The sequence below is a fragment of the Roseovarius mucosus DSM 17069 genome, from assembly GCF_000768555.3.
GTDB lineage: Bacteria > Pseudomonadota > Alphaproteobacteria > Rhodobacterales > Rhodobacteraceae > Roseovarius > Roseovarius mucosus.
This window is the reverse complement of the sequence record NZ_KN293991.1, coordinates 381027-401391: the sequence shown is the minus strand read 5'-3', so window position 1 is coordinate 401391 and position 20365 is coordinate 381027. Positions and strand designations below refer to the sequence as shown.

The 20365-nt window shown below is 60.5% G+C and carries 17 protein-coding genes; 5 read left to right on the top strand and 12 right to left on the bottom strand.

The window, feature by feature from the left end; translation table 11 throughout:
• The first annotated feature begins 57 nt into the window (after positions 1 to 57).
• Positions 58 to 813, top strand: coding sequence for a RadC family protein (radC, locus tag ROSMUC_RS19695; RefSeq protein WP_037276543.1), 756 nt, complete (start codon positions 58 to 60; stop codon positions 811 to 813).
• A 6-nt stretch (positions 814 to 819) separates the two neighbouring features.
• Here the strand turns inward: radC and ROSMUC_RS19690 are convergent, their stop codons facing one another.
• From ROSMUC_RS19690 to secA, 3 genes are all read right to left on the bottom strand, one after another.
• Positions 820 to 2376 carry a substrate-binding domain-containing protein gene (locus tag ROSMUC_RS19690; protein ID WP_037276542.1) on the bottom strand — a complete coding sequence of 519 codons (1557 nt, stop codon included), beginning with the start codon at positions 2374 to 2376 and terminating at the stop codon, positions 820 to 822.
• Positions 2377 to 2401: 25 nt separating this feature from the next.
• A complete protein-coding gene (locus tag ROSMUC_RS19685; protein WP_037276539.1) occupies positions 2402 to 3376 on the bottom strand; it encodes a hypothetical protein in 975 nt (324 codons plus the stop codon).
• A gap of 95 nt (positions 3377 to 3471) precedes the next feature.
• Positions 3472 to 6168: a preprotein translocase subunit SecA gene (gene secA, locus ROSMUC_RS19680; RefSeq protein WP_037276538.1), complete on the bottom strand. Its 2697-nt coding sequence runs from the start codon at positions 6166 to 6168 to the stop codon at positions 3472 to 3474.
• Positions 6169 to 6360: 192 nt separating this feature from the next.
• Between secA and ROSMUC_RS19675 the strand changes: the two genes are divergently transcribed.
• The 3 genes from ROSMUC_RS19675 to mutT are packed head-to-tail and all read left to right on the top strand — an operon-like array spanning position 6361 to position 8840.
• Positions 6361 to 7212: a peptidylprolyl isomerase gene (locus tag ROSMUC_RS19675; RefSeq protein WP_037276535.1), complete on the top strand. Its 852-nt coding sequence runs from the start codon at positions 6361 to 6363 to the stop codon at positions 7210 to 7212.
• A 3-nt stretch (positions 7213 to 7215) separates the two neighbouring features.
• A complete protein-coding gene (argJ, locus tag ROSMUC_RS19670; protein WP_037276533.1) occupies positions 7216 to 8445 on the top strand; it encodes a bifunctional glutamate N-acetyltransferase/amino-acid acetyltransferase ArgJ in 1230 nt (409 codons plus the stop codon).
• Positions 8442 to 8840 carry an 8-oxo-dGTP diphosphatase MutT gene (gene mutT, locus ROSMUC_RS19665; RefSeq protein ID WP_037276532.1) on the top strand — a complete coding sequence of 133 codons (399 nt, stop codon included), beginning with the start codon at positions 8442 to 8444 and terminating at the stop codon, positions 8838 to 8840. The genes argJ and mutT overlap by 4 nt, the downstream gene beginning before the upstream one ends.
• Before the next feature lie 407 nt (positions 8841 to 9247).
• Here mutT and infB read toward each other — a convergent pair whose 3' ends face one another.
• From infB to ROSMUC_RS19640, 5 genes are all read right to left on the bottom strand, one after another.
• A complete protein-coding gene (infB, locus tag ROSMUC_RS19660; protein WP_037276530.1) occupies positions 9248 to 11752 on the bottom strand; it encodes a translation initiation factor IF-2 in 2505 nt (834 codons plus the stop codon).
• A gap of 6 nt (positions 11753 to 11758) precedes the next feature.
• Complete coding sequence (locus ROSMUC_RS19655; RefSeq protein ID WP_037276528.1) at positions 11759 to 12382, bottom strand: RNA-binding protein; 624 nt, start codon at positions 12380 to 12382, stop codon at positions 11759 to 11761.
• 23 nt (positions 12383 to 12405) lie between these two features.
• Complete coding sequence (gene nusA, locus ROSMUC_RS19650; RefSeq protein WP_037276523.1) at positions 12406 to 14028, bottom strand: transcription termination factor NusA; 1623 nt, start codon at positions 14026 to 14028, stop codon at positions 12406 to 12408.
• Positions 14029 to 14032: 4 nt separating this feature from the next.
• Complete coding sequence (gene rimP / locus ROSMUC_RS19645) at positions 14033 to 14608, bottom strand: ribosome maturation factor RimP (RefSeq protein WP_037276518.1); 576 nt, start codon at positions 14606 to 14608, stop codon at positions 14033 to 14035.
• 131 nt (positions 14609 to 14739) lie between these two features.
• On the bottom strand, positions 14740 to 15732 hold the full coding sequence (locus ROSMUC_RS19640; RefSeq protein WP_037276516.1) for a P1 family peptidase: 993 nt from the start codon (positions 15730 to 15732) through the stop codon (positions 14740 to 14742).
• 150 nt (positions 15733 to 15882) lie between these two features.
• Here ROSMUC_RS19640 and ROSMUC_RS19635 point away from each other — a divergent pair, with 150 nt between their 5' ends.
• Positions 15883 to 17091: an aminopeptidase P family protein gene (locus ROSMUC_RS19635; RefSeq protein ID WP_037276514.1), complete on the top strand. Its 1209-nt coding sequence runs from the start codon at positions 15883 to 15885 to the stop codon at positions 17089 to 17091.
• A gap of 21 nt (positions 17092 to 17112) precedes the next feature.
• Here ROSMUC_RS19635 and ROSMUC_RS19630 read toward each other — a convergent pair whose 3' ends face one another.
• The 4 genes from ROSMUC_RS19630 to ROSMUC_RS19615 all read right to left on the bottom strand — a co-directional run bounded on the left by ROSMUC_RS19630 (position 17113) and on the right by ROSMUC_RS19615 (position 20296).
• Positions 17113 to 17526, bottom strand: coding sequence for a BLUF domain-containing protein (locus tag ROSMUC_RS19630; RefSeq protein WP_037276513.1), 414 nt, complete (start codon positions 17524 to 17526; stop codon positions 17113 to 17115).
• A 286-nt stretch (positions 17527 to 17812) separates the two neighbouring features.
• Complete coding sequence (gene pheS, locus ROSMUC_RS19625; RefSeq protein ID WP_037276884.1) at positions 17813 to 18886, bottom strand: phenylalanine--tRNA ligase subunit alpha; 1074 nt, start codon at positions 18884 to 18886, stop codon at positions 17813 to 17815.
• Between the two features lie 69 nt (positions 18887 to 18955).
• Positions 18956 to 19420 (bottom strand): DUF1203 domain-containing protein, encoded by a 465-nt coding sequence (locus ROSMUC_RS19620; protein ID WP_037276511.1) that lies wholly within the window; start codon positions 19418 to 19420, stop codon positions 18956 to 18958.
• An 81-nt stretch (positions 19421 to 19501) separates the two neighbouring features.
• On the bottom strand, positions 19502 to 20296 hold the full coding sequence (locus ROSMUC_RS19615; RefSeq protein ID WP_037276509.1) for an ion transporter: 795 nt from the start codon (positions 20294 to 20296) through the stop codon (positions 19502 to 19504).
• Positions 20297 to 20365 lie beyond the last annotated feature (69 nt).

Genomic DNA, 20365 nt, shown 5'->3' with positions numbered 1-20365 from the left:
TTCATCCACCGCGCATTCGTTAACCTTTTGCTAAGGCTCTTGCAACAATGTGGGCGCATGAGCAAACGCCGCGCCTTCTCCGACATGCCCCTTCCCCTCTTTGCCAATGACGTGGCAGAGGGACAACGGAGTGCGACGCAGCCTTCCTACATTCGCGATCACCGCACCCGTCTGCGCGCTCGCTTTCTTGACGGCGGTGCTGCGGCGATGCCGGATTACGAGTTACTGGAACTCGTGCTCTTTCGCGCCATTCCCCGACGCGATGTGAAACCGTTGGCGCATATGCTGCTGGCGCATTTCGGGGATTTCAACGGGGTCATCTCAGCCCCGATGGACCGGCTTATCGCGCTGCCCGGCGTGGGCGAGGCGGTGGCGACGGAACTCAAGATCGTCGAAGCAGCAGCGCATCGTCTGGCCCGCGCCCGTGTGCTCAAACGTCAGGTCATTTCCTCTTGGGACGCGTTGCTCGACTATTGCCACACCACCATGGCCCATGCCGAGATAGAACAGTTCCGCGTATTTTATCTGGACCGCAAGAATACTCTCATCGCGGATGAAGAACAGGCGCGCGGCACCGTGGATCATGTGCCGGTCTATCCGCGTGAGGTGGTCAAACGCGCGCTGCATCTCAATGCAAGCGCGCTCATTCTGGTGCACAATCATCCCTCGGGCGATCCCACGCCCTCTGCCGCTGATATCGACATGACACGACAGGTGCAAACCGCCGCCGAGGCGCTTGGCCTGACGCTGCATGACCATATTGTCATTGGTAAATCCTCTGAGGTCAGCTTTCGCTCTGCGGGCTATCTCTGAGCTGCGTTACCGCACCCAGACCTCAACGCGCCGGTTCACCTGCCGCCCCCAAGCGGTGTCGTCGCAGGCCATTGGCATCGCCTCGCCGAAGGCATCCAACTCCAGACCGATCCGCTCCAGATTTGCAGTCTCGGCGGCGCGCGTCACGGCACGCTGCACCGTCTCGGCCCGGCGCAGGGCAATGTCGCGATTGGTGCCCGCAGGACCATCCCCGTCGGAAAAACCAACAAAGACCAAGCGCCGCGCATCGTAATGGCCCAATTCCATCGCCCGGGCCAGTTGCTCGGCATTCGAGCGAGATTGCGCGTCAAGCCGGATCGAGCCCGCTTCAAAGCGGAAGGTGGTGGTCAACCGCTTGAGCGGCCCCAGCACCCGCACCATGCGCTGCAACTCCTCCAGCCCCACTTCTACGCCAGCCTGCGCAATTGCATTGGCAAACCGGTCGCCTTGCGCGTTGATCTCGATCTCTTCAGGGGTCTGATCAACGAAGCCTGCGCGCCGGATCACCAACTGCGCCGAGGGATCCCGCAGATAGGTCATGAATTCTCGCCCCAGTTTCGGCAGCCGCCGTGCGGGCAAATAGATGAAGAGGGGCGCCGTGAGCGGATAATCCTCTGTCTTGACCGCGCGGCGCGTGGCGCTGAGAGCAAAGCCACAGTCCCCCGTGAGCGCCAATTCCCAAGTGTCGCCCTGCTCCGAGCGCGTGGTCAGACCAATTGCGAAGGGATCGCGCGCGACCGCTTCGGCAAATGCGGAGCCGTCAGGATGACGCACTGCGTTGGCCACAACGTCCCGTCCATCGGGGCGCAGCACCTGATCGACGCTGGCCTGGCCTATGCCGGTGGCTGCGTCCCAGAGATGCACGTCTATCGGCGCATCTGGTCCCCCCAAAGCGACCCAATTGGTAATCTCGCCCGACAGCACCTGCGCCAATTCCCGAAGACTGATGTCCTGAACCGGATTGCTTGGTGCGACCACGGGAATGAGGGCATCAAGCGCCAGCACCCGCACCTGCCCTGGTGCCATCAGGTTGCCCAATCCCGCCTCGCGCGCGCGCGTGATTTCATCTTGGCGCGCCTCGCGCAGGGTCAGGGCAATGTCGGCCTCGTTCGCAAGAAGATCGGCAAATCCCTCATCGGTATTGGTCAAGCGAAAGACGAATTCACCGACCAGCGTACCGTCACCCTGATGCAGCGTAAAAACCAACTCTTGCGGGCTGATTTCATTGCGGGTCACATCATAACCGCCACGGATGCCAAACGCCTCAATCAACGCGGGCATCAACACCCGGCCAATCGTAGGTGCCCCGGAGAACACCAGCCGCGCCACGTAATGTTCCAGATCCGGACAGCCCGGCCCCTCGCAAGCCACGCCCGAACCATCGACCGTCAACTCGCCGTAAATCGTATCTACACGGTAAAATTCACCATCAAAGCCCAAAAGATTGCCGGAAATCTCGACCGCGCCATCGTGTGAGCGCAGTGTGACATCCTGTGCAAGGGCAACGCCCGGCTGGGCCAAAAACCAAAGTGCGGCGATTATCGCCGCACGCAGAATTGTCATAGCTTGCCCCCTGCAAGTCCGCGCTTCAGTTGGACGCGATCTTCAGGTCATTGAACAGGTTTTTCAACACAAGAAAGTCTCCGATCCCGTCGCAATCGGGCATTGCCAGCACGATATCCTGCACTTCGAGCCCATTTGCGCCGGTAGCGATGGATTGCGCCTCGAAATCGCGGCTGCAATTGGCGTCTGTCACCTCTGCCTCGACCTGCAAGAGAACGGTGCCATCCCGAGATGCTGCCCCGGTGGGAAACGTATAGACCTCGGCACGCAGCGCCTGATCCATTTCCGGCTCGCCTAGGGATGTGAGGAAACCGCCCTCGCCCTTGAGTGCGCGCGTCATGTCCCGACCCGCACCGGCCCAGACATGCCCGGACCCGCCAAAATCAGCGCCATATTCGAGCGCATGCACATGCAGCGCGGTACCACCCCGCCATTGCACGACATAGCGGTCATAGAGCGCGAGCGTGTCCACGGTCGCGGTGGCAATGGCCCCCTGTCCATCCTCAAAGGCTGCGATGAACACCGCCGATTCGGTCAGAGCGGGCACGCTCAACGTGCTCTCGCCATTATTATCGGTGACGGCTGTGAACATCATGCCGTTGTGATGCAGCGTAAATCCGGTGTTGGGCTGGCAGGGCGCGCTGAGTGTTACCTCGACCATGGCAGCGGCCTGTGCACGGGCCTGCATGACATAATCACAGGCGAAACTTGGCGCGACCTCTTCCTTGGGTAACGTGTTGGTCCGCTGGGCCTCTTCTGCCACAGCAAGCGTCACAGGGGCTGCTGGCAGAGCCACAGGCTCTGGCGCGGTTATCGGGGGCACCGCCTCCGCCGAGGTCAGCTCGATCTGTGTGATCTCGACTGGCGCCTCAACAGTCTGGGCGGGGACCAGTTCGGCGCTCTGCGCGGGGCTCTGTGCCCCTGCCTGCATGAAATAGCCTATACCCAATGCACAGGCGAGCGTGCCGCCTGCGGTGATGTAACGTCTGGCCTTGGACATACCACTCTCCCTGACACATCAATTGTCACGGGGAAGCTACATTTCAAAAATGGCCCCCATATGGCGGGGAATGGGTGTCAATCGGGCAGTCGGCGCTAGGCCAGCCGCCCGTGGCAATGCTTGAACTTCTTGCCAGATCCACACGGACACGGATCGTTGCGGCCCGGATTGCCCCATGTTGCGGGATCATTCTCATCAAAGCCGGGGGACGCGCTCTCATTGACTTCAGCCGGTTCACCGGTGTCCGCCGCCGCCATCATCGCTGCGCGCTGTGCCGCCATTTCTTGAATGAGCTGCTGTTGTTCGGCCTCGCTCATGGGACGGATCTGCGCCAGCTTCTGCGTGACATCCATACGCAGGCTGTCGAGCATATTCTCGAAGAGCTGGAACGCCTCGTTCTTGTATTCGTTCAGCGGGTCGCGCTGTGCATAGCCACGAAAGCCCACGACGCTGCGCAGATGCTCGAGCGTCAGCAGATGTTCGCGCCATTTGCCGTCAATCGTCTGCAACAGAACCTGCTTCTCGATCATCCGCATCGTGTCGGGACCGAATTGCGCCGCCTTGGCCGCCATCATCTCGTCGGCGGCCTTGTCCAGCCGGGCGACGATATCTTCGTCGTCCACGCCTTCTTCTGCGGCCCAGTCGATCACTGGCAGGTCCATATTTAGTTTTTCGATCACGGCCGCATAGAGCCCTTGGGTATCCCATTGATCGGCATAAGTCTTGGGCGGCATGTATTGATCGACGAGATCGTCGATCACTTCGCCGCGCATGTCCTTGACGATCTCGCTGAGATCCTCGGCGCGCATGATGTCGAGTCGCTGTTTGAAGATCACCTTGCGCTGCTCGTTCATAACGTCGTCGAATTTCAGCAATTGCTTGCGGATGTCAAAATTGCGCCCTTCGACCTTGGCCTGTGCGCGTTCCAGCGACTTGTTGACCCAAGGGTGAATGATCGCCTCGCCCTCTTTCATCCCGAGTGTCGCCAGCACCTTTTCCAGCCGCTCAGAGCCAAAGATGCGCATCAGATCGTCTTCAAGGCTGAGGAAGAAGGCCGATTTGCCCGGATCGCCCTGACGGCCAGAGCGGCCCCGTAGCTGATTGTCGATCCGGCGGCTTTCGTGCCGCTCGGTGGCAAGGACAAAGAGGCCACCCGCGGCTTTGACCGCCTCTTCGTCGGCGGCATGTTCGGATTCGATCCGCTTGCGGATGTCTTCCGGGTCAGCGTCGGGGGCGGCGGCGATGGCCTCCATGATCTTGAATTCGACGTTGCCACCCAGCTTGATGTCGGTGCCGCGTCCGGCCATGTTTGTGGCAATCGTGACCGCCCCCAGCTTGCCCGCATCGGCAACGATCTGGGCCTCTTTCTCGTGCTGGCGCGCATTGAGCACGTTGTGCGCGATCCCGGCATCGGTCAGCAACTTGCTGAGCATCTCGGATTTCTCGATGGACGTGGTACCCACCAGCGTCGGTTGGCCCTTTTCATTGGCGCTGCGAATGGCAGCGACGATAGCATCGAACTTCTCGCGGGCGGTGCGATAAACGGCGTCATCTTTGTCGATCCGTGCGATGGGCCGGTTGGTCGGAACTTCGACCACGCCCAGACCGTAGATTTCGCCAAATTCCTCAGCTTCGGTCAAGGCGGTACCTGTCATGCCCGACAGCCTGTCATATAGGCGGAAGTAATTCTGAAAGGTGACAGAGGCGAGGGTCACGTTCTCAGGTTGGATGGTGCAGCCTTCCTTGGCCTCGATTGCCTGATGCAGCCCGTCCGACAGGCGACGCCCGGCCATCATCCGGCCCGTGAACTCGTCGATCAGCACCACGTCGCCGCCGCGGACAATGTAATCCTTGTCCTTGGTAAACAGCTTGTGCGCGCGCAGACCCTGATTGACGTGATGCACGATGGTCGTGCTTTCGGGATCATAGAGCGATTGTCCTTCGGGCAGAATTCCCCGCGCAACGAGCAGGTTCTCGAGATACTCGTTCCCCTCTTCCGTGAAGGTAACGTTGCGGGTCTTTTCATCCAGCTTGTAGTGCTCATCCTGCAACTCCGGGATGAGCGCATTGATCGTTTGATACAGTTCGCTGCGGTCCTGGCTTGGACCTGAAATAATCAAGGGCGTGCGCGCCTCGTCGATCAGGATACTGTCCACCTCGTCGACCACGGCAAAGTTATGCCCGCGCTGGTTCATATCCTCGAGTGAAGATTTCATGTTGTCGCGCAGGTAGTCAAAGCCGAGTTCGTTATTGGTGGCATAGGTCACGTCGGCGGCATAAGCCGCCTTTTTCTCGGACTCGGGTTGTTGGGGATAGACCACGCCTGTGGTCATGCCAAGCGCGCCAAACACCTTGCCCATCCATTCGGCATCACGCTTGGCGAGGTAGTCGTTGACGGTGACGATATGAACGCCTTTGCCCGAGAGGGCATTGAGGTAGGCGGGGAAGGTTGCGACCAGCGTCTTGCCTTCGCCGGTCTTCATCTCGGCAATATTGCCCTGATGCAGGAAAATTCCACCTATGAGCTGCACGTCAAAGGCTCGGAGGCCCAAGGCCCGACGGGCCCCCTCACGGCAATTGGCAAAGGCTTCGGGCAGGAGGGTATCGAGACTCTCGCCTCCGGCGATCCGAGCTCTGAACTCATTGGTCTTGTCTATCAGCGCTTGATCGCTCAGGCCTTGATATTCGGGTTCCAGCGCGTTGATCTTTGCGATCAGCGGGCGTGTCGCCTTGATCTTGCGGTCATTCGGGGTGCCGAAGATCTTTTTGGCGACCGTTCCAATACCCAACATGTTTTATCCGTTCCGGTGTTTTGCCTATCCGTGGCAGGCAACCGCTTGCCCCTCTTGTCGCGTCCCCCTAAAACGGGACGCAAGACGGCGGTTCTGCCTTGGTCTCAAGGCGATGTAAGGGCCAGCCGGTTGAGTGTCAACGCTGCGCACCCGCGCACCCCCGCTCTGCGGGCTCCACCAAAGGATGATTTCATGTTTCGCCCCCTGCTTTCGACCGCAGCCTTCGTGACCGGGCTTGCCCTTGGCACGCAAGCCTTCGCGCAGGACACCCCGAGTGCAGATACGGTGATGGCCACCGTAGGCGGCACCGACATCACTCTTGGGCATATGCTGGCGGTGCGCGCAGCATTGCCCGCGCAATATGATCAGGTGCCCCCCGAGGTGCTCTTCAAGGGCGTTCTCGATCAACTGATCCAACAGGAATTGCTGAGCCAGGCGCATGAGGGCGAGATGTCGCGCGCCGCCGCGCTGCAACTCGAGAACGAGCGTCGCGCCGTTCTGGCCGCTGACGTGGCCGAGGACGTGGTCAACGCCGACATGACAGAAGAGCGTCTGCAGGCGGCCTATGAGGCACAATATGCCGGAGCCGAGGAGGAAACCGAATACAAGGCCGCTCATATTCTGGTCGAGACCGAGGAAGCGGCGCAAGAGTTGGTTTCCGAGTTGGAAGGAGGGGCGAATTTTGCTGAGCTTGCAAAAGAGCGTTCCATCGGCCCCTCTGGCCCGTCGGGCGGCGATCTGGGATGGTTTGGGGACGGTGTGATGGTGCCCGAGTTTTTTGCTGCTGTTGCAGCGCTTGAGGTGGGCGCTGTTTCGGCCCCGGTGCAAACGCAGTTTGGCTGGCATGTGATCAAGCTCAACGAGACCCGTGTCAAGGAGCGTCCCACCCTTGATGCCGTGCGCGATGAGTTGACCAACACCCTGCGCCAAGAGGCCTTTGACGCCTATATCGCCGAGCGCGAGGCCGCTACCGACGTGACCCGCACCGATACGAGCACGATGGACCCCGCTGTCATCAACCAAACCAACCTCTTGGAGAACTGAGCCATGGGTGCCAAGCCGCCGCTCTCCCCGCTTGCACCGGCGGGTTTCCCAGAACTGCCTGTGATCGGTGGCGTTAGCTTTGCCACGGCAGAGGCTGGTGTACGCTACAAGAACCGCACCGATTTGCTCTTGGTCAGCCTGGCGCCTGGAACTGCGATTGCCGGGGCCTTCACCCGCTCTGCCACGCGTTCCGCGGCGGTGCTGGATTGTCAGGACAAGATCGGCTGCGATTCGGCCTCTGGTGCCGCGATCGTGGTCAACTCGGGCAATGCCAATGCCTTTACCGGCCGACGCGGGGCCGAGTCGGTGCAGGCCATCACCGAGGCGGCGGCCAAGACGCTGGACATCCCCGCGAGCCGCGTCTTTTCCTCTTCGACGGGCGTGATCGGCGAGCCGCTGCCGCATGAGCGTATCATCGACAAGCTCGATGATCTGGTCGCAGCTCTGTCGCCCCACGCGATAGAGACCGCAGCCCGCGCCATCATGACCACCGACACCTTTCCCAAAGGCGCCTCCGAGGTGGTGACGATCGACGGGCAGGCCGTGCATATCGCGGGGATCGCCAAAGGCTCTGGCATGATCGCGCCTGATATGGCGACAATGCTGGTCTACATCTTTACCGATGCCGCGATAGATCAAGAGATCCTTCAGGACATGGTCAGCGCGCTTAATCGCACGACCTTTAATTGCATCACCGTGGATAGCGACACCTCGACCTCTGACACGCTGCTCGTTGCGGCGACGGGTGCCTCTGGCATTCGCGTGACCGAAAACAGCATGGGGTTCATGGAAGGGCTACGCCGCGTCATGCTGGATCTGACGCATCAGGTGGTACGCGATGGAGAGGGGGCGACGAAGTTCGTTGAAATCTCCGTCACCGGTGCCGCCTCGGACGCAGAGGCGCATATTCACGCCAAGGCCATCGCCAACTCACCTCTGATCAAGACCGCCATTGCGGGCGAAGATCCCAACTGGGGCCGCGTTGTCATGGCGATCGGCAAATCCGGTGCGCGGGCGGACCGCGATCTTCTCGCGATCTGGTTTGGCGACATGCAGGTGGCCAAGGACGGTTTTGTCAGCCCAAGCTATGACGAGGCCACCGCCGCCGCCTACATGAAGCGCCAGGAGATTGTCATTCATGTCGATCTCGGTCTTGGCGGTGGCACCGCTCGCGTCTGGACCTGCGATCTGACGCATGGCTATATCGACATCAACGCGGATTACCGGTCGTGAAAACCGTTCTGGTTTCGGCGGTCGCCCTGATTGATGTGGACGGTCGTATTCTCTTGACCCAGAGGCCGGAGGGCAAATCCATGGCCGGTCTCTGGGAATTTCCCGGCGGCAAGGTCGAATCGGGCGAGACGCCAGAGGTGGCGCTGATTCGGGAATTGCACGAGGAGCTGGGAATCAGTACCTGGGCCAGTTGCTTGGCCCCTTTAACCTTTGCCAGCCACTCCTACCCTGAATTCCATCTGCTGATGCCCCTCTTTGCCTGTCGCAAATGGGAGGGAATCGTACAGGGGCGCGAGGGGCAAGCGCTGAAGTGGGTGCGCGCGGCGGACCTTCGATCATACCCGATGCCGCCAGCAGATATTCCGCTGATACCCATCTTGCGCGACTGGCTCTGACGCGCAAACCAGGGTTTCGCTCCCCTTAAATTCAACACTGTCAATCGTTTTGCGCTTGCGGCCCGGTAGGGTTCTGGTAGCTGCAAAAAAATTCGACACTATGCGAATAGCTAGTATCTTTTTCATCAAATATGGAAATACTCATACAACTTTGACAGGCTTGTTACATGCGGGGGGAATGACATGCTGCGAACTGTTCAGTTGGGATCTTGTGTTTCCATACAGGGAATATTCGTTCGGCTTCTCAGCAATGGCTTGATGCAGGTCAGGGTTGGCAGCCGGCTTTACTCTGGTCGCCCGGTGAAACAGCGCACCGCCTGATACCGTATCGTCTGCCTTAACGAACTTTGATATGAAAAAGGGGCCGCACTCTGGGGCCGCCCCTTTGTTTTTTCCGGCCCTATTGATCAGGCCAGCGTGCGCACGACTTCTTCGCGCTCAAAAATCTCGATCACATCGTTGGGACGGATGTCATCATAATTCTCGAAGGCCATACCGCATTCCTGGCCGGACTGGACCTCGTTGACATCATCCTTGAACCGTTTGAGCGTCTTGAGCGTGCCCTCATGGACCACCACGTCATCGCGCAAGAGACGGACACCCGAAGATTTCCGTGCGACGCCCTCTGTCACCAGACAGCCCGCCACGCGACCAATGCCGGTGACCTTGAACACTTCCTTGATCTTGGCATAGCCGATGAACTTCTCACGGATTTCATTACCCAAGAGACCGCTTGCCGCCGCTTTCACATCGTCGACCAGATCGTAGATCACCGAATAATACCGGATCTCGACGCCTTTCTGGTTGGCGGTGTTGCGTGCGGGCGCATTGGCGCGGACGTTAAAGCCAAACACCGGCGCGCCTGATGCTTCGGCCAGACCGATGTCAGACTCGGTGATGGCGCCCACACCGGAATGAAGTACGCGCACGCGCACTTCTTCGTTGCCGATCTTTTCCATCGCCTGAACGATAGCCTCGGCAGAGCCCTGCACATCCGCCTTGACGACAATGGGCAGTTCCTTGACGTTCTCGTCTTCCTTGGCCTTGGCCAAAAGCTGTTCGAGAGTGGTGCCTGCACCAACGGCAGCACGCTTTTCTTTGGAGGCATTGGCGCGGTATTCGGCAATCTCGCGGGCCTGCGCTTCAGTTTCGACGACGTTCAGCACGTCACCGGCCTCGGGTGTGCCGTTGAGGCCCAGAACCTCGACCGGCACCGAGGGGCCAGCCTCTTTGATGCGCTCGCCGCGATCATTGATCAACGCACGAACGCGACCATACTGCTCGCCCACGACAAAGATGTCGCCCTGACGCAACGTGCCCTTCTTGACGAGCACAGTCGCAACCGGGCCGCGACCCACGTCAAGCTGGGCCTCGATCACGGCACCTTCGGCGGCACGGTTCGGATTGGCCTTGAGTTCGAGAATCTCAGCCTGAAGCGCGATCGCCTCAAGCAACTCGTCCAGACCTTGCCCGGTGACGGCCGACACTTCGACATCCTGTACATCGCCGGACATCTGTTCGACGATCACCTCGTGTTGCAAGAGATCGGTGCGCACCTTTTGCGGGTTGGCCTCGTACTTGTCGATCTTGTTGATCGCCACAATCATCGGGACCTTGGCCGCCTTGGCGTGGTTGATTGCCTCGATGGTCTGCGGCATGACCGCGTCATCGGCGGCCACCACCAGCACAACGATATCCGTCACCTGTGCACCACGCGCACGCATGCTGGTAAAGGCCGCGTGACCCGGCGTGTCGAGGAAGGTCAGCAAGGCACCGCTGTCGGTCGTGACCTGATAGGCCCCGATGTGCTGCGTAATACCCCCGGCTTCGCCCGCCACAACCTTGGCATCGCGGATCGCATCCAAAAGAGAGGTCTTGCCGTGGTCGACATGGCCCATGATGGTGATGACTGGCGGGCGCTGCGTGAGGTCCTCGGGCCTGTCATCGACCTGATCAATCACATCTTCGACATCCGAGTCGCTTACGCGGACCACGCGGTGCCCGAACTCCTCGATGATGAGTTCGGCTGTATCGGCATCAATTGACTGGTTCTGCGTTACCATCATGCCATTTTGCATCAGCGCCTTGACCACATCGCCGACGCGTTCGGCCATACGGTTCGCCAATTCCGACACGACAATAGTCTCTGGCAGTTGCACATCACGCACGATCTTTTCGCGCTCTTGCAAACCACCCATTGCCTTTTGACGGGCACGCTCCTGCTTGCGCTTCATCGCAGCCATGGATTTCGGGCGACCGCCCTCGCCCCCAGCCAGAGCTTGATTCAGCGTGAGCTTGCCGCCGCGACGGGCATCTTCGCCCCCACGCGCCTTGCCCCGGCGGGTTTGCTGTTCGTCTTCTTCGCGCTTGCGTGCAACCGGTGCCACCTTGGAGGCGGGCGCACGTGATGCGGGAGCCGCCACAGGAGCCGCGTCCGGCTCCGCCGCCGAGGCCGCAGCCTTGAGCGCGGCCTGTTCGGTCGCGCGCTTCTGGCGGGCCTCTTCTTCTTCCCTGGCGCGGGCCTTTTCCTCGGCTTCGCGCTGTTCGCGCTCTTTGGCCTCGGCTTCTTCGCGACGGCGATTTCGCTCTTCCTCGCGCGCCTTTTCATCCGCCTCGCGTTGGGCTGCATCATCAGCTTCGCGCGCTCTGGCTGCGGCGAGCGCCTTCATCCGGCGCTCCAGCTCTGCATCAGAGATCCCTGCTGGACGCTTGGACGCACTGGTAATACCCGAAGACGTTGCGGAACCCGCAGCGCCGGTCGCGGCCGCAGGTTTGGGCACGACGACGCGCTTGCGCTTGGTTTCCACCACGACGTTCTTGGTTCTGCCATGGCTAAAGCTCTGCTTCACGTTCCCCGGCCGGGAACCTGCGCCACGCACCCCCAAAGGTTTCTTTCCGTCGTTGTCGCTCATAGTCTTCTACTTTCCTTTCCGGCGCGCTGTCTCGCCGTCCGAGACGCGCAGACCTTTCAGTCTTGCCGCCTCCTCTACAACACGTTGCAACAAACCTCCAGCACCCAGTGCCGCGTGGATTGTGGTTTGTCGACCAAAGGCCTGGCCCAGCTCGTCCGCCGTAAGCCAGCCAATGAAAGAGCCACCATAAGGCGTGCTCAGCTTGGATTTTCCGCGCTCAGAGCCATCGCTGGCCTGAATGAGAACACGCGCATCCTCGCGCATGAGCATGTCCTTGACCTTTTCATAGCCCGACACCGCGCGCCCACCCTTGCGGGCGAGACTGATGAGGTCGATCACCCGACGCACCAGAAGGGCCTCGACCTGATCCACAAGCTCTTCGGGTACCTGCACGGGCTGCTTGGCCGCGCGCGCAAACAGCCCCTTGTTTGCAGCCTTTTCAAGGGCGGCGCGATCCGCCGCGACCCAAATACCGCGCCCCGGCAGCTTTTCCGCGAGGTCCGGGGCAATCTGTCCTTCGGGACCGATCACAAAGCGGATGAGCCCATGCTTGGGCTGCACCTCACCCGAGGCGATGCATTTACGCTCAGGACCGTCGCTCCGGTCTTTGGGTTCACCACCGCGCCCCATGATGTGCTCCAAGGCCTGAGCGATCAGGCCTCAGCCTCCTCGTCATCATCGCCGTCGATATCGGCCTCGTCGGAATCGGCTTCAAGTTCGGTCGGATCGACCCAGCCCAGCATCACGCGGGCAGTCATCACCATATTCTGCGCTTCCTCGAGCGAGACGTCAAATTTCTCCAGAATACCCTCGTCCTTGACGCGCTCGCCTTTGACCGTGGTCCAGCCACCGGCCAGTTCCCAATCGGCGCAGGTGGCGAAATCCTCAAGCGATTTCACATCGTCCTCGGCCAATGCCAGCACCATCTGCGGCGTCAGCCCCTCAAAGGCGATCAGACTGTCCTCGACACCCAATTCGCGGGCCTTGTCCAAGGCGGCCTTGGCCTGCGCCTCGATCACATCGCGGGCGCGCGCCTGAAGTTCAGAGGCCGTGTCTTCGTCAACCCCGTCGATCACGAGCAATTCGTCAAGATCGACATAGGCCACCTCTTCGAGGTTGGTGAACCCTTCTGAGACCAGCAGTTGCGCAAAGAATTCATCCAGGTCAAGCGCATCGACAAAGAGCTTGGTGCGCTCCTCGAATTCCTTCTGGCGGCGTTCGCTATCCTCGGCCTCGGTCATGATGTCGATATCAAGCCCGGTCAACTGGCTAGCCAGACGCACGTTCTGGCCACGACGACCAATCGCAAGGCTCAACTGCTCTTCCGGCACCACAACCTCGATGCGCTGCGCGTCCTCGTCGATCACCACCTTGCTGACCTCGGCGGGTTGGAGCGCGTTCACGAGGAAAGTCGCCTGATCCTCGTTCCACGGGATGATGTCGATCTTCTCACCCTGCAATTCGTTGACCACCGCCTGAACCCGGCTACCGCGCATCCCGACACAGGCGCCGACGGGATCAATCGAATTGTCATAGCTGATCACGGCAATCTTGGCCCGGCTGCCCGGATCGCGTGCCACGGCCTTGATCTCGATGATGCCGTCATAGATTTCCGGCACTTCCATCTTGAAGAGTTCGGCCATGAACTGCGGATCGGTGCGGCTTAGGAAGATCTGCGGTCCGCGCTGCTCGCGGCGCACGTCCTTGATGTAGCAGCGCACGCGGTCGTTGGGACGATACGCCTCGCGCCCGATCTTTTCGTTGCGACGCAGGATCGCTTCGCCCCGGCCCACATCGACGATGACGTTGCCGTATTCCTCGCGCTTGACTACGCCGTTGATGATCGTGCCCACGCGGTCTTTGAATTCCTCGAACTGACGATCCCGCTCGGCTTCGCGCACCTTTTGCAGGATGACCTGCTTGGCGCTCTGTGCGGCGATGCGGCCCATCTCGACGGGCGGCACTTCTTCAACATAGGTGTCGCCGACCTTGGGGTCGTCCAGATATTGCTTGGCCTGCGCGACCGTCATCTCGGCCTGATAGTTTTCCACCGCGTCATCCTCGACCACGGTGCGGACGCGGGTGAATTTGGCACGACCCGTCTTACGGTCGATCTCCACCCGGATGTCCATCTCGCTGCCATAACGGCTCTTGGCGGCCCGAGCGAGGCTCTCTTCCATCGCTTCGACCACCAATGCCGGGTCGATCATCTTTTCGCGCGCGACCGCTTCTGCGGTCTGCAACAGCTCCAGCTGGTTGGCGGATGTGATTGCCATGGTGTCAGTCCTCCTCAGAACCGCTATCGGTTTCGATCTCGTCAAATTGTTCTTCGTTGATCACGCCCGCCGCCTTGCGTTGGCGCAGCATTTCCTTGATCAACTCATCCGTCAGCACCAGCTTGGCATCGCTAAGCCAGTCAAACTCCAGCCCGATCGTGCCTTCCTCGACATTGATCAGCACCTCGGAACCCTCGACGCCCGCCAGCACACCCTTGAAGCGGCGGCGTCCGTCGATCAACTCGGTCGTCTCGATCTTGGCCTCATACCCTTCAAAGGCCTCGAAATCCTTGAGCCGCGTCAATGGCCGGTCAATACCGGGGCTCGACACTTCTAGTGTATAAGCCTCCACCAACGGGTCCTCGACATCCAACACTGCGCTGACCGCTGTGCTAATTGCGGCGCAATCATCCACCTCGATCCCGCCTTCGGGCTTGTCCGCCATGATCTGAAGCGTATGGTACTGCCCGCCCATCAGCCGGACGCGCACCAGCTCATAGCCCAAATCCTCGATCACTGGGGTGATGATCTCGGCCAGTCTGCGATCAATCGCTGCCTTTGCAATCAAGTCGTTCGTCATGGTTCCCAAGCACAAAAAAACGGGCGCGCGGCCCGTTACACTCTCCGGTGGTGCATTCGAGTGGACCCGAAAGCGCCGCTGTTGAGGGGCGTATACGCCCCTCTCCCTGAGTCTGCAAGGGGGATTCCGCCTCAGCCGAATCTGTCCTGCCACGCCGGCAGCGTATCGCCCGGCGCAGACCGCGCCGCAAAGACTGCCCGCGCAATTGCCCGCGCCATGACGCAAGCCGCCGCATGGCCCAGCATCACCTGTGCCACCAGATCGGGCGCGGGACGCGCACCGGTAGCGGCGGCAAAGATCAGGTCGCCATCCATCACGGTATGCGAGGGCACCAAGGCCCGCGCAAACCCATCCTGCGCGGCTGTGGCCAATCGCGTGCATTGCGCCTGAGTGAGCGTAGCATCGGTCGCCACGATGCCAATCGTAGTATTGCCATGCTGCGCCAACTTCGTCGGGGCCAAAAGCGGATCGGGATAGGCCCGCGCCACGCCGCGCCCGCCAAATTCCGCGCCGCGCTCGAACGGGGCTGCCCAGAACTCTGGCCCCTCGCCCGCCGTGGCCGAGCCAAGCGCATTGACCGCCACCAATGCGCCCACAGTCACGCCCCCCGGCAATAGGGCCGAAGCCGACCCGAGCCCGCCGCGCAGATTGGCCGTGGTCGCACCAGTCCCGGCCCCGATGCTGCCAATCTCGAAATCCCTTGATGCAGCACTTAGCGCCGCATGGCCAAGCACCTTATAGGGGTTCTCGCGCCACGCCTTGTCCCCGCCATTCAAGAGGTCAAAGAGAATCGCCCCCGGCACAATCGGCACCCGAACATCGCCCACGGGAAATCCACGCCCCATGTCCCGCAGCCCGTCGGCAACCCCCGACGCGGCATCAAGGCCAAAGGCCGAACCACCCGACAACACCAGCGCATCCACCTGCTCGACCACACGGTCCGGGCTAAGCAAATCGGTCTCACGCGTGCCCGGCGCACCGCCCATCACATGTACGCCTGCGGTAAAGGGCGTATCGCCCACCAGCACCGTCACGCCTGAGCGCAGGCGCATGTCCTGCGCATTCCCTACACGCAGCCCCGCCACATCGGTGATCAGATTTTGCGCAGCAATTTTCGTCTCCATGCCGCAATCCCTCCATCGCTGTCGCAAACCCGCTTGCCAGACCGCACCCAATCGGCAAGAACCCTTCAGGCCCGGGCGATGGCGTCGCCCCTTCATGGCCTTTCCCCACAGTCCTGAACGCCGGGACCTTCTTTTGCAAGGAGGGTCACTATGACTGCACGTCCTGAATTCTACCGTTTCCACAATGGCGAAAAGGCCCCGCTGCCCTTTGCCGTGTCTGAATATGAGGCCCGGCTTGCCGGTCTGCGCGCCATCATGGCAGAGAACGGCACCACCGCCGTCGTTCTGACCTCGATGCACAATATCGCCTATTACTCGGGCTTTCTCTATTGCTCCTTTGGCCGCCCCTATGGCCTTGTCGTCACCGACACCGCCTGCGTGACAATCTCGGCGGGCATTGACGCGGGTCAGCCGTGGCGCCGCTGTTTCTGCGACAACATCACCTATACCGACTGGCAGCGCGACAATTTCTGGCGCGCGATCCTGTCGGTCACGGGTGAGGGGCGTGTGGTCGGCTATGAAGGCGATCACCTCACGCTGCAAAACCGAGACAAGCTGGAGAACTTCCTCAAGCCCGGTGCGATGATCGACATCGCCCCCGCCACCATGCGTCAGCGCATGAAAAAATCGGCGGCGGAAATTTCCCTTATCCGCTCTTGTGCGCAGGTGGCGGACGTGGGCGGCTATGCCATCCGCGACGCGGTCAAGGTCGGCACGCGCGAGATTGACGTGGCCATGGCGGGCCGTGACGCGATGGAGGCCGAAATCGCCAAGCGCTTCCCCGACGCAGAATATCGTGACACCTGGGTCTGGTTTCAGTCCGGCATCAACACCGACGGCGCGCATAACCCCGTCACCGCCCGCGCGATTGAACGCGGCGATATCCTGTCGCTCAACACATTTCCGATGGTGTCAGGCTATTACGTGGCACTGGAGCGCACGATGTTTGCGGGTGAGGTGGACGATGCCAGCCTGAAAATCTGGGAGGCCAACGTCGCCGCCCATGAATATGGCATGTCTTTGCTGAAGCCCGGCGTGAGCTGTGCCGAGGTGACGCACAAGATCAACACCTTCTTCGAAGAGCGCCAATTGCTGCAGTACCGGACCTTTGGATACGGTCACAGCTTTGGCATTCTCAGCCATTATTATGGCCGCGAGGCAGGTCTGGAACTGCGCGAGGACATCGACACCGTGCTGGAACCGGGCATGGTCATCTCGATGGAGCCGATGCTGACACGGGCAGCTGATCAACCTGGCGCGGGCGGCTACCGCGAGCATGACATTCTCGTCATCACCGAGGACGGAAACGAGAACATCACGGGCTACCCCTATGGGCCCGCGTTCAACGTGGTCGGGTGACAGGAACAGATGCGGCGGGGCTCACCCCGCCGTGTCAAGCCGCGATGCCGCCAGACGCTGAAAGAATTTCAGCGCCTCTTGCCCGGCCGAAAACCGCTCCAGCGCGCCGCCACGAACCTCGGCAATACTCCAGACCCAGCTTTTCGCCGGATCGTCGAGCATCGACCATTCGGGAAACATCCGCTCTTGCACTTCGCGGTGCATCAGGCGCACCGGATTTACATGCCGGTCATCCCGAATGATCCGGTCATAGGTCGCCTCGACCTTGGGTTTCGGGCCTTCGAGAAGTTGCAGATACATATCCCCGCGTACGATCAAAGCACCGGTCACGTCGTCGCGCGCATTGTAGCGCCGTGCGTCCATCAGGATGCCCGCCAGCAATGCTGGATCAAAGCCGAAAGGCTGTGAGGCATAGATCAACTGGGTCAGCGGCATGTTGTGGCTCCTCAATCGGGATAGCTATACGACACAAATCCAGCCGTCGACCTGGTCCCTACGTCACTTCCGGGTGAGCGCTTGTCTTTACCGCTATGCGTAAGCGGCCACACAACCATGACTCACCCATACGGCGGCGCGCGCTACCCAGATACGTCTCCATTCCAGTTGGATCAACCCACCCACAGGTATACGCGATACGTTAGCATAGCGTTGAAAGGCGCGATTGATAGAAGAGAATCGTCTGTTCGTAGATTTGGAGGCTCTCAGCGAGCTTGAACACATCCTAGCGCGACAACCCGCCATGCAGCGTCGGTTGATCGAGGCTGGCAAACCCGTAATGCCGCAGCCACCGCAAGTCTGAGTCAAAGAACGCCCGCAAATCGGGGATGCCATATTTCAGCATCGCGATCCGGTCGATTCCCATACCAAAGGCAAAGCCCTGCCATTCATTCGGATCAATGTTCCCAGCCTGCAAGACCTTGGGATGGACCATGCCAGAGCCGAGAATCTCCAGCCAGTCATTGCCCTCACCGACCTTCAACGTGCCACCTTCCCAAGAACAGCGGATGTCCACCTCGGCCGATGGCTCGGTGAACGGGAAGTGCGAGGCGCGGAACCGCAGTTCGACATTATCCACCTCGAAGAACGCCTTGACGAACTCTTCCAGCACCCATTTGAGGTTGGCCATGCTGATGTCTTTGTCAATCGCCAAGCCCTCGACCTGGTGGAACATGGGCGTATGCGTCTGGTCGTAATCCGCGCGATAGACCCGTCCCGGCGCGATAATACGAATGGGCGCGCCATTGGCCTGCATGCTGCGGATTTGCACAGGGCTGGTATGCGTACGCAACACATGCGGTGGACGTTCATCCCCTTCAGCGCGATGCGTATAAAACGTGTCCATCTCTGCCCGCGCCGGATGGTGGCCGGGAATGTTCAGCGCGTCGAAATTGAACCAATCGGATTCGATCTGCGGCCCTTCGGCCACGGCAAAACCCATGTCAGCAAAGATCGCGGTCACTTCCTCGGTGACTTGGCTGACCGGGTGGATCGTGCCCATCCGCCGCCCCCGCGCAGGCAGCGTCACGTCTAGCCATTCGCCGCGCAGCCGCTCGTCCAGAGCGGCATCGCCGAGCGCCTGTTTCTTAGCGGCGAGCGCGCTGGTGATCTCGTCCTTCAACGCATTCAGACGGGGTCCGACCTCTTGCCGCTCTTCCGGACTCATCCGGCCCAGTTCGCGCATCGCAAGGCTGATTTCGCCCTTTTTGCCCACGGCCTGCAGGCGCAGATCCTCTAGCGTGGCCTCGTCACCGGCATTGGCAATCGCCGTCAGATATTTTTCCCGCAGATCACTCATCGCTTCCATCCCGCTGGTGTCCCCGGCGAGTTACCGCGCATCGGCGCGGCGTGCAAGCGATTGCGCCGGTCAAGCCCGGTCGATCCGCGCCTGATAGCAATTGTTGCGCGCCGAGCGAACATGGATATAGGCCACATCACTCCGCTCGAAAACCTGTTCGGCATAGGCCGGGATCTCGGCCACTGCCACAACTCGACCGGTGCCGTAAACTATGCGATCCTGGCTATTGTAGCCCTTGAGCAGATAGTCGGGGCTGTCGCGCAAAACTTCGGGAATCGCCGCGCCTTCATGGCGCGCGCAGGCATCCGCACAGAGGAAAATCGGCCCGGTCTCCGCATAGGGATGCGACCCGGCAAAGGGCCGATAGGCGAGGATCAGCATCGCCGCCCCTTCGGGTATGAAGCGCAGACAATGGCGGCAAGGATTGCCAGATCCCTGCGCCACATGGTGTTCAGGCGGGTTTCCATAGGCATCGGGCGCGCCGGCTTGCAAGGCGCGGACAGTCTCTGTGGGCAAGGCGGTGATGGCAATCATTCTAGGGTCTCCGGTTCGGGTTTCCCCAAATCTGCCCCAAGGCTGCGTCATGAGACGACCCGCTTCTTGCGCAATCTGCGCTCAGCCTTTCGGCTTTTTGTCCTGAACGTCCCGGAGCAGCGCCTCAAGCTGCGTGAGCCGCGCCAACACCTCGTCGCGGTAATTATCAGTCTTTTCCACATCTTCGGCGTGATGCGCATCCTGCATGGAGTTGACGATAAGACCAACGAGCAAGTTCACCACGGCGAAAGTCGTGACCATGATAAAGGGCACAAAGAAGGCCCACGCATAGGGAAACTGCTCCATCACCGGGCGTACGATCCCCATGGACCACGATTCCAGCGTCATGATCTGAAAGAGCGAATAGGCCGAGCGCCCAAGATCGCCAAACCATTCAGGATAGGCCGCACCAAACAGCTTGGTCGCCATCACGGATCCGATATAAAACAACATCCCCATCAGCAAAAACACCGATCCCATGCCGGGCAGGGCCGTCACCAGCCCCTCTACCACCCGGCGCAACGACGGGGCGACTGAGACAACGCGCAAAAGACGCAGGATACGCAGCGCCCGCAGCACCGACAGGCCCTGCGTGGCCGGGACAAGCGAAATCCCCACGATCACGAAATCAAAGATATTCCAGCCATTCCGGAAAAAACCCCCGAGGCCGCGTGCAAAGAGTTTGGCCGCAATCTCGACCACGAAAACCGCAAGACAGAGCTTGTCGAGCATCAGGATCACATCGCCCGCCCGCGCCATGATCGGCGCTGAGGTTTCCATCCCAAGTATCACGGCATTGAACAGGATTACGCCCAGAATGGCGTTTTGAAACAGCGATGTATCTAGAAACGCGCCGACGCGGGTGCGAAAAGTCATGTGGCTACCTGCAAAGTCCTGTGTCTGACCAATGCGTCCCATATGGGCGCATCTTGTTCGTGGCACAAG

Excerpts from the sequence above, each read along its gene's own strand:
- radC (WP_037276543.1), top strand. The coding sequence starts at position 58 with ATGAGCAAACGCCGCGCCTTCTCCGACATGCCCCTTCCCCTCTTTGCC.
- ROSMUC_RS19690 (WP_037276542.1), bottom strand. The coding sequence starts at position 2,376 with ATGACAATTCTGCGTGCGGCGATAATCGCCGCACTTTGGTTTTTGGCC.
- ROSMUC_RS19685 (WP_037276539.1), bottom strand. The coding sequence starts at position 3,376 with ATGTCCAAGGCCAGACGTTACATCACCGCAGGCGGCACGCTCGCCTGT.
- secA (WP_037276538.1), bottom strand. The coding sequence starts at position 6,168 with ATGTTGGGTATTGGAACGGTCGCCAAAAAGATCTTCGGCACCCCGAAT.
- ROSMUC_RS19675 (WP_037276535.1), top strand. The coding sequence starts at position 6,361 with ATGTTTCGCCCCCTGCTTTCGACCGCAGCCTTCGTGACCGGGCTTGCC.
- argJ (WP_037276533.1), top strand. The coding sequence starts at position 7,216 with ATGGGTGCCAAGCCGCCGCTCTCCCCGCTTGCACCGGCGGGTTTCCCA.
- infB (WP_037276530.1), bottom strand. The coding sequence starts at position 11,752 with ATGAGCGACAACGACGGAAAGAAACCTTTGGGGGTGCGTGGCGCAGGT.
- ROSMUC_RS19655 (WP_037276528.1), bottom strand. The coding sequence starts at position 12,382 with ATGGGGCGCGGTGGTGAACCCAAAGACCGGAGCGACGGTCCTGAGCGT.
- nusA (WP_037276523.1), bottom strand. The coding sequence starts at position 14,028 with ATGGCAATCACATCCGCCAACCAGCTGGAGCTGTTGCAGACCGCAGAA.
- rimP (WP_037276518.1), bottom strand. The coding sequence starts at position 14,608 with ATGACGAACGACTTGATTGCAAAGGCAGCGATTGATCGCAGACTGGCC.
- ROSMUC_RS19640 (WP_037276516.1), bottom strand. The coding sequence starts at position 15,732 with ATGGAGACGAAAATTGCTGCGCAAAATCTGATCACCGATGTGGCGGGG.
- ROSMUC_RS19635 (WP_037276514.1), top strand. The coding sequence starts at position 15,883 with ATGACTGCACGTCCTGAATTCTACCGTTTCCACAATGGCGAAAAGGCC.
- ROSMUC_RS19630 (WP_037276513.1), bottom strand. The coding sequence starts at position 17,526 with ATGCCGCTGACCCAGTTGATCTATGCCTCACAGCCTTTCGGCTTTGAT.
- pheS (WP_037276884.1), bottom strand. The coding sequence starts at position 18,886 with ATGAGTGATCTGCGGGAAAAATATCTGACGGCGATTGCCAATGCCGGT.
- ROSMUC_RS19620 (WP_037276511.1), bottom strand. The coding sequence starts at position 19,420 with ATGATTGCCATCACCGCCTTGCCCACAGAGACTGTCCGCGCCTTGCAA.
- ROSMUC_RS19615 (WP_037276509.1), bottom strand. The coding sequence starts at position 20,296 with ATGACTTTTCGCACCCGCGTCGGCGCGTTTCTAGATACATCGCTGTTT.